This window comes from Streptomyces sp. NPDC086077 (genome assembly GCF_040686175.1).
Lineage (GTDB): Bacteria > Actinomycetota > Actinomycetes > Streptomycetales > Streptomycetaceae > Streptomyces.
In genome coordinates this window covers 1-6679 of the sequence record NZ_JBFBJT010000244.1, presented here as the reverse complement: position 1 = coordinate 6679, position 6679 = coordinate 1, and the positions used below count along the sequence as shown (strand labels likewise).

Sequence of the window (6679 nt, the reverse complement as noted above, 5' to 3'; positions counted from 1 at the left end):
GGGCGAAGGCCCGCGTGAACATGGCTGTGTAACGCCGCTTCAAAAGCGCCGTCCCGGGAAAAAGACATCAGGGCACGAGAGTTCGGGCCCGAGGGTGAGACCCCCGGGCACCGGCGGCCTCCACGGTCCGACGCACGGCACCGTCCGTGACCAGCAACTGCCCTACGCCACACCACAAGCCACGTCCCGACGCACTCCCCCCGGCGCCGGGACCTCCCTGAGCCGGGCTTCGGCGCCTTCCCCCGGGCGTCGGGGCCCGGCTCTTTTCCCCGTCGCGCGGCCATCGGGCCGGTCGCGGACATGCCTGGGCGGCGGGGCACCCCGTACCTGAACCACGGGGTGGCCCGCCGGGATGGCAGATTGTGCCACATGGGCATAGCCTGCCGACGTGAGCAGCACCACCCCAGCAGAGCACTCCCGGCCCTCGTCGCCGTCCTCCTCCCTGACCGAACGGCGCAAGGCGGAGACCCGGATGGAGATCGCCCGCGCGGCGGCGGGTCTCTTCGCCCGGCACGGGCTGCGGGCCACCCGCGCGGAGGACATCGCGCAGGCCGCGGGCATCGCGCCGCGCACCTTCTACCGATACTTCGCCTCCAAGGAGGAGGCCGTCGCCCCCCTCTACGCGGCCGGCGCCCAGCGCTGGGTGGAAGCCGTCCGCCGGGCCCCGGCCGGGCTATCCCTCCCGCAGGCCCTGGAGCACGCCGTACGGCACACGCTGACGCCGGGCGTGGGGGTGTCGGCGCCGTCGTGGGAGTGGGTGCGCACGCTGATCCGGATGGCCGAGGCGAGTCCGGCCCTGCGCAGGGTGTGGGCCGAGGTGTGCCGGGCCTCGGAGGACACGCTGGTGACGGCACTCGTGGAGCGGGCGCCCGAGGTCACCGAGGGTGACGACAACGTTGCCGCGAGCGTGTCGCCGGAGTTGCGGCTCACCGCGGCGGTCGCGAGCGCGGCCGTACGGGTGGCGGTGGAGTCGTGGTCGGCCGGGACCGCCCCGGCGGCGGGACCGGAGGGGCCGGCGGAACTGGCACTGCGCAATCTGAGGGCGCTGCAAGACTTCCGGTGGACGTGAGTCCCCGGTGTTCCGCCCCGCCCCGCGCTTCCCTCACCGCACCGCCGCCCCCTGCTGTCCTCACCGGACCGCCCGCCCCCTGCTGCCTCACCGCGCCCCCGCCCCCTGCTGTCCTCGCCTCGCCGCCCGTCCCCTGCCGCCCTCACCGCGCCCCCCGCCCCTGCTGTCCTCGCCTCGCCGCTCGCCCCTGCCGTCCTCACCTCAGCGTCCCGGCCCATGCCTCACCTCACCGTCCCTCACCCCCCGCCGCCCGGCTCAGCCGGCCCCCCAGCTCGCGGACGTGGTCCACGAGTTCCGTGGGCGCACGCACCGTGAACTCGCACCCCACCATCGCCAGCCGCGCCGCCACCCACTCCAGCGGATCGGCCGTACCGCCCCGCACCGCGCACCGGGACCCGTCGAGCGGCTCGGGCGCGCCCAGCCACCCCCGCAGCCGGGCCGCGACGACCTCGGCGGGCGCGTCGAACGTGACGCCGACCTCGTACGTCTCCTGCCGGCGCCGGATCGACTGGCGCAGGTACTCCGCCGCACTCCCCGTCGGCAGCTCCCGCGGTGTGAACCGCGCGCCGGTCGCGAACGGCTCGCTCACCCGGTCGACGCGGAAGGTGCGCCAGTCCTCGCGCCCGAGGTCGTAGGCGACGAGATACCAGCGCCGCCCGGTGGACACCAGCCGGTACGGCTCCGTCAGGCGCCGGGACTCGCTGCCGTCCCCGGCCCGGTACGCGAACCGCAGCCGCTCCTGGCCGGCCACCGTCGACGCCATCACGATCAGCGTCTCCGGCGCGATCGACGGGCCGTCGCCGCTGGTCAGTGCGGTGGTCGCGGTCTGCAGGGTCGCCACCCGGTGCCGTAGCCGGCTCGGCAGCACCTGCTCCAGCTTGGCCAGCGCCCGTACGGACGCCTCGTCCACGCCCTCCAGCGCGTGCCCCGCCCCGGCCCGCAGGCCCACGGCGATCGCCACCGCCTCCTCGTCGTCGAGGACGAGGGGCGGCATGGCCTTGCCCGCGACGAGCCGGTAGCCGCCGTCCGCGCCCTTGGACGCCTGCACGGGATAGCCGAGCTCCCGCAGCCGGTCGACGTCCCGCCGCACCGTGCGCCGCGAGACCCCGAGCCGGTCGGCGAGCTCGCCGCCGGGCCATTCGCGGGGCGTCTGGAGGAGGGAGAGCAACTGAAGGAGCCGAGCCGGAGTGTCCGTCGTCATGAGTCCGAGGATGCCGCAGAAATAGGACGGGATCTGACCTATTACGGACCTAGCGTGAAGCCATGACCTCCACCGAGACCTCTTTGCCCCGGCCCCGGCCCGCCGCGCCGTCCATACCGGATCGGCGCCGCTGGTTCGCGCTCGCGATCGTGATGACCGCCGCCTTCATGGACCTCGTCGACGTCACGATCGTGAACATCGCGATCCCGTCGATCCAGCGCGACGAGGGCGCCTCCTTCAGCCAGATCCAGTGGATCACCGCCGGTTACGCGCTCGCCTTCGCCGCGGGCCTGATCACCGGCGGCCGCCTGGGCGACATCCACGGCCGCAGGCGCGTCTTCCTGATCGGCATCGGCGGCTTCACCGTCGCCTCCGCGCTGTGCGGGCTCGCCGCGAACCCGGAGATGCTGGTCGCCTCCCGCATCCTGCAGGGCGCGATGGCGGCGCTGATGGTGCCGCAGGTCCTGGCGATCGTGCACGCCACCTTCCCGGCGCACGAACGCGGCAAGGTCTTCGGCCTGTTCGGTGCGGTCGTCGGTCTCGGCGCGGTCTCCGGCCCGCTGCTCGGCGCCCTGCTGACCGAGTGGAACCTCTTCGGCCTCGAATGGCGCCCGATCTTCCTGATCAACCTCCCGGTCGGCATCGCGGGCCTGATCCTGGGCCGTCGCTTCATCACCGAGTCCAGGGCGCCGCACGCCCTCAAGCTGGACGTGGTCGGTGTCGTCCTGGTGACGCTGGGCCTGCTGATGCTGCTGTACCCGCTGACCCGCGGCCGCGAGCTGGGCTGGCCGTTGTGGGGGTACGTCTCGATGGGCGGCGCGCTCGTCGTCTTCGCGGCGCTGGTGGCGTACGAGCGGCGCAAGGCGGCGCGGGACGGCTCCCCGCTGATCGAACTGTCGCTGTTCAAGGTCAAGAGCTTCGCCGCGGGTATCGCCGTGCAGACCGTCTTCGGTGTCGGGCTCGGGGTGTTCTTCCTGGTCTGGACCCTGTACATGCAGATCGGCCTCGGCTGGAGCGCGCTGCGGGCCGGTCTGACCGGCGTGCCCTTCTCGATCGCGGTGTCGGTCGCGGCCGGGGTGTCGGTGCAGAAGCTGGTGCCGCGCTTCGGGCGGGGTGTGCTCCAGGCCGGCGCCCTGGTGATGGCGGCCGGGCTGGGACTGTACATCTGGGAGTCCGAGCGGTACGGCCTCGGTATCGCCTCCTGGCAGATGGCCCTGCCGCTGGTCGTGATGGGCGCCGGCATGGGCCTGATCGTCGCCCCGCTGACCGACGCGATCCTCTCCGAGGTGCCGCGTGAGCACGCCGGTTCCGCGTCCGGGCTGATCAGCACGGTGCAGCAGATGGGCAACGCGCTCGGACTGGGGCTCGTGTCCGTGGTGTTCTTCGGCGTGGTCGACGACCGGATGGCGAAGGCCGGACAGCCTGGTCCGGCGTTCGTGGACGGCTTCCAGAACGCGCTGGGCTGGGTCGCCGGCGTGATGGTGGTGATCTTCCTGCTGATGTTCGCCCTGCCGAGGAGGCCCGCACAGCACGTGGAGGGCGCTGTGGACGGGCCGGCCGCGGTGGTGGCGAAGGAGGCGGAGCTGGTGCACTGAGCGGCCCGGACGGCGGCGGCGTCTCGCGCGGGGCCCGGCACCGAGGTGCCGGGCCCCCTGGCCGTGGAGCGCCAGTGAAGTCCGTTCATGCCCGATTAAAGTCCGAACCTGTTTACTTCCCCCGATGTCCAGGCGTAGCCTTCGCCTGAAACCACACGTTCGGGCACAGGTTGGAGGCGAACGGGCATGTACGCACCGGAGCGGCAACAGGAGATCCTCCGGCTCGCCCGCGACGGCGGCCGGGTGGACGTCGTGTCGCTCGCCGAGGAGTTCCAGGTCACGGCGGAGACGATCCGCCGCGACCTGAAGGCCCTCGATCGCGCCGGCCTCGTCCGCCGGGTGCACGGCGGTGCCATCCCCGTCGGCCGCCTCGACTTCGAGCCGGACCTCACCGAGCGCGAGTCCACGGCCGCCGACGAGAAGGACCGCATCGCCAAGGCGGCCCTCGCCGAACTGCCCACCGAGGGCACGGTGATCCTCGACGCCGGTACGACGGTGGCCCGCCTCGCCGCGGCCATCCCGCTGGAGGCCTCGCTCACCGTCGTCACCCACAGCCTGCCGATCGCGGCCCGTCTCGCCGACCACCCCGGCATCCAGCTCCACCTCGTCGGCGGACGCGTCCGGCACCGCACCCGCGCCGCCGTGGACGCCTGGGCACTGCGGGCCTACGGCGAGATCCGGGCCGACGTCTCGTTCGTGGCGGCCAACGGTTTCTCCACCGAGCACGGCCTGACCACCCCCGACCTCGCCGAGGCCGCCGTCAAGCGCGCGGCCCTCGCCGCCGCCCGCCGGGTGGTGCTGCTCGCCGACTCCTCCAAGCACGGCCAGGAGCACTTCGCCCGCTTCGGTGACCTGGCCGACGTGGACCTGCTGATCACGGACGACGAGCTGAGCCCCGAGGACGCCACCGCCATCGAGGGCGGCGGCACGGAAGTGGTGCGCGCATGATCCTCACCGTCACCCCCAACCCCTCCCTCGACCGCACCTACGAGGTCCCCGCCCTGGAGCGCGGGGAGGTCATCCGCGCCACCGGCGAGCGCATGGACCCCGGCGGCAAGGGTGTGAACGTCTCGCGGGCCGTCGCGGCCGCCGGACGGCGCACGGTGGCGGTACTGCCCCTGGGCGGCGCGCCGGGCGCGGTCGTCGCCGAGCTGCTCGACGCGCAGGGCATAGAGGTCGCGCCGGTCCCCGTCGCGGGCGCCACCCGCTCGAACATCGCCCTCGCGGAGGCGGACGGCGTCCTCACCAAGATCAACGCACCCGGTCCCGAACTGTCGGCCCGGGAGCGGGAACTGCTCCTCGGAACGGTGCGCGCCCAGGCCCGGGACGCCGACTGGATCGCCTGCTGCGGAAGCCTGCCGCGCGGGCTCGCGCCCTCCTGGTACGCCGAGCTGGTCGCCCGCGCGCACGCCGGGGGCGCCCGGATCGCGCTGGACACCTCGGGGCGCGCTCTGCTGGAGGCGCTGCGGGAGCGGCCCGACGTGGTGAAGCCGAACGCCGAGGAACTCGCGGAGGCCGTCGGCCGGCCGCTGGCGACGGTGGGCGACGCGGTGAAGGCGGCCGAGGAGTTGCGCGAGCGGGGCGCACGCGCCGTGCTGGCCAGCCTCGGCGCCGACGGCCAGCTGCTGGTGGACGACGTCGGCGTCTGGTTCGGCAGTGCCCGCGTGGACGTCGTGCGCTCCAACGTGGGCGCCGGCGACGCCTCGCTCGCCGGCTTCCTGATCGCCGGCGGGAGCGGCCCGGAGGCGCTCGCCTCCGCCGTCGCGCACGGCGCGGCCGCCGTACAACTGCCCGGCAGCGTGATGCCCACGCCGGGCGACCTGGACCCGGCCGCGGTGACGGTCGCCTCGGACGTGCCCGTCGACCGCGAGCTGAAGGAGCCCGTGTCATGAGCGCGCGTACGGCGTTCCGCCCGGCGGAACCGGCCGGTGTGCGGCGGGGCGCACCCTTACTCGCCGCGGCCGTCGGCCGGCAGGGCACCCTCAGCCGCCCTGCCGTCCCGCGGAGACGGGGCTTCCCCGGTCCCGCCTCCGCCACCACCCCCGCACCGCCCACCACCCCCGTCCCCAGCCCCGTCCCCACCACCGCCCCCGCCCACCGCACCTCACGGGCGATACGCGTGCGAAGGAGCCCGCGATGAGCGACATGATCACCGCGGACCTGGTCGATCTCGACCTGTCCGCCGACACCAGGGAAGCGGCGGCACGCGCCCTCGCCGAGCGCATGGTGACCCAGGGCCGGGTGACCGACCTGGACGGATTCCTCGCGGACGTGGCCGCCCGTGAGGCGCAGATGCCGACCGGCCTCGACGGCGGCATCGGCATCCCGCACTGCCGCAGCGAGCACGTCACCGAGCCGACGCTCGCCTTCGGGCGCAGCGCCGCCGGGATCGACTTCGGTGCGGCGGACGGCCCAGCCGACCTGATCTTCCTGATCGCCGCGCCCGCCGGCGCCGACGACGCCCACCTCGCGATCCTGTCGTCGCTGGCCCGCCAGCTGATGAACGCCGAGTTCACGGACGCGCTGCGGGCGGTCGGGGACCCGGCGGCCGCGGCGGCGCTCATCCGCGGGGACGAGACACCGGTGTCCGCGCCCGCCGGTGAGGCGGCGCCCGCCACGGCGTCCGGTAGGGCCTCCGGCATGGTTTCGCAGGCGGCGTCCGGCGCGGTTCCCGAGACGGCCTCCGGCACGGTTTCCGAGGCCGTCTCCGAGGACTCCGTGGCGGCTCCGGGAGCGGCCTCTCCCGGAGCCGCCACGGGTGACACCACCGGCACCGCCGCCGCGGCCACCACCGGCACCGGCGAGGGCGTCGGC

Annotated in this window: 6 protein-coding genes; 5 read left to right on the top strand and 1 reads right to left on the bottom strand. The window is 74.3% G+C overall.

Annotated elements, in window-relative coordinates:
- Positions 1–472: 472 nt before the first annotated feature.
- Positions 473–1069, top strand: a complete 597-nt coding sequence (locus AB0O67_RS35860) for a TetR family transcriptional regulator (RefSeq protein WP_365459823.1) — start codon at positions 473–475, stop codon at positions 1067–1069.
- A gap of 226 nt (positions 1070–1295) precedes the next feature.
- Here the strand turns inward: AB0O67_RS35860 and AB0O67_RS35855 are convergent, their stop codons facing one another.
- Positions 1296–2270, bottom strand: coding sequence for a WYL domain-containing protein (locus AB0O67_RS35855; RefSeq protein WP_365459820.1), 975 nt, complete (start codon positions 2268–2270; stop codon positions 1296–1298).
- Between the two features lie 62 nt (positions 2271–2332).
- Here AB0O67_RS35855 and AB0O67_RS35850 point away from each other — a divergent pair, with 62 nt between their 5' ends.
- From AB0O67_RS35850 to AB0O67_RS35835, 4 genes are all read left to right on the top strand, one after another.
- Positions 2333–3865 (top strand): MFS transporter, encoded by a 1533-nt coding sequence (locus AB0O67_RS35850; RefSeq protein ID WP_365459817.1) that lies wholly within the window; start codon positions 2333–2335, stop codon positions 3863–3865.
- A 186-nt stretch (positions 3866–4051) separates the two neighbouring features.
- Complete coding sequence (locus AB0O67_RS35845; protein ID WP_365459814.1) at positions 4052–4813, top strand: DeoR/GlpR family DNA-binding transcription regulator; 762 nt, start codon at positions 4052–4054, stop codon at positions 4811–4813.
- Complete coding sequence (gene pfkB, locus AB0O67_RS35840) at positions 4810–5757, top strand: 1-phosphofructokinase (RefSeq protein WP_365459811.1); 948 nt, start codon at positions 4810–4812, stop codon at positions 5755–5757. Before AB0O67_RS35845 ends, pfkB begins: the two co-directional genes overlap by 4 nt.
- A 244-nt stretch (positions 5758–6001) precedes the next feature.
- The coding region (locus tag AB0O67_RS35835; protein WP_365459808.1) for a fructose PTS transporter subunit IIA at positions 6002–6679 on the top strand (678 nt) is incomplete at its 3' end.

Excerpts from the sequence above, each read along its gene's own strand:
- AB0O67_RS35860 (WP_365459823.1), top strand. The coding sequence starts at position 473 with ATGGAGATCGCCCGCGCGGCGGCGGGTCTCTTCGCCCGGCACGGGCTG.
- AB0O67_RS35855 (WP_365459820.1), bottom strand. The coding sequence starts at position 2,270 with ATGACGACGGACACTCCGGCTCGGCTCCTTCAGTTGCTCTCCCTCCTC.
- AB0O67_RS35850 (WP_365459817.1), top strand. The coding sequence starts at position 2,333 with ATGACCTCCACCGAGACCTCTTTGCCCCGGCCCCGGCCCGCCGCGCCG.
- AB0O67_RS35845 (WP_365459814.1), top strand. The coding sequence starts at position 4,052 with ATGTACGCACCGGAGCGGCAACAGGAGATCCTCCGGCTCGCCCGCGAC.
- pfkB (WP_365459811.1), top strand. The coding sequence starts at position 4,810 with ATGATCCTCACCGTCACCCCCAACCCCTCCCTCGACCGCACCTACGAG.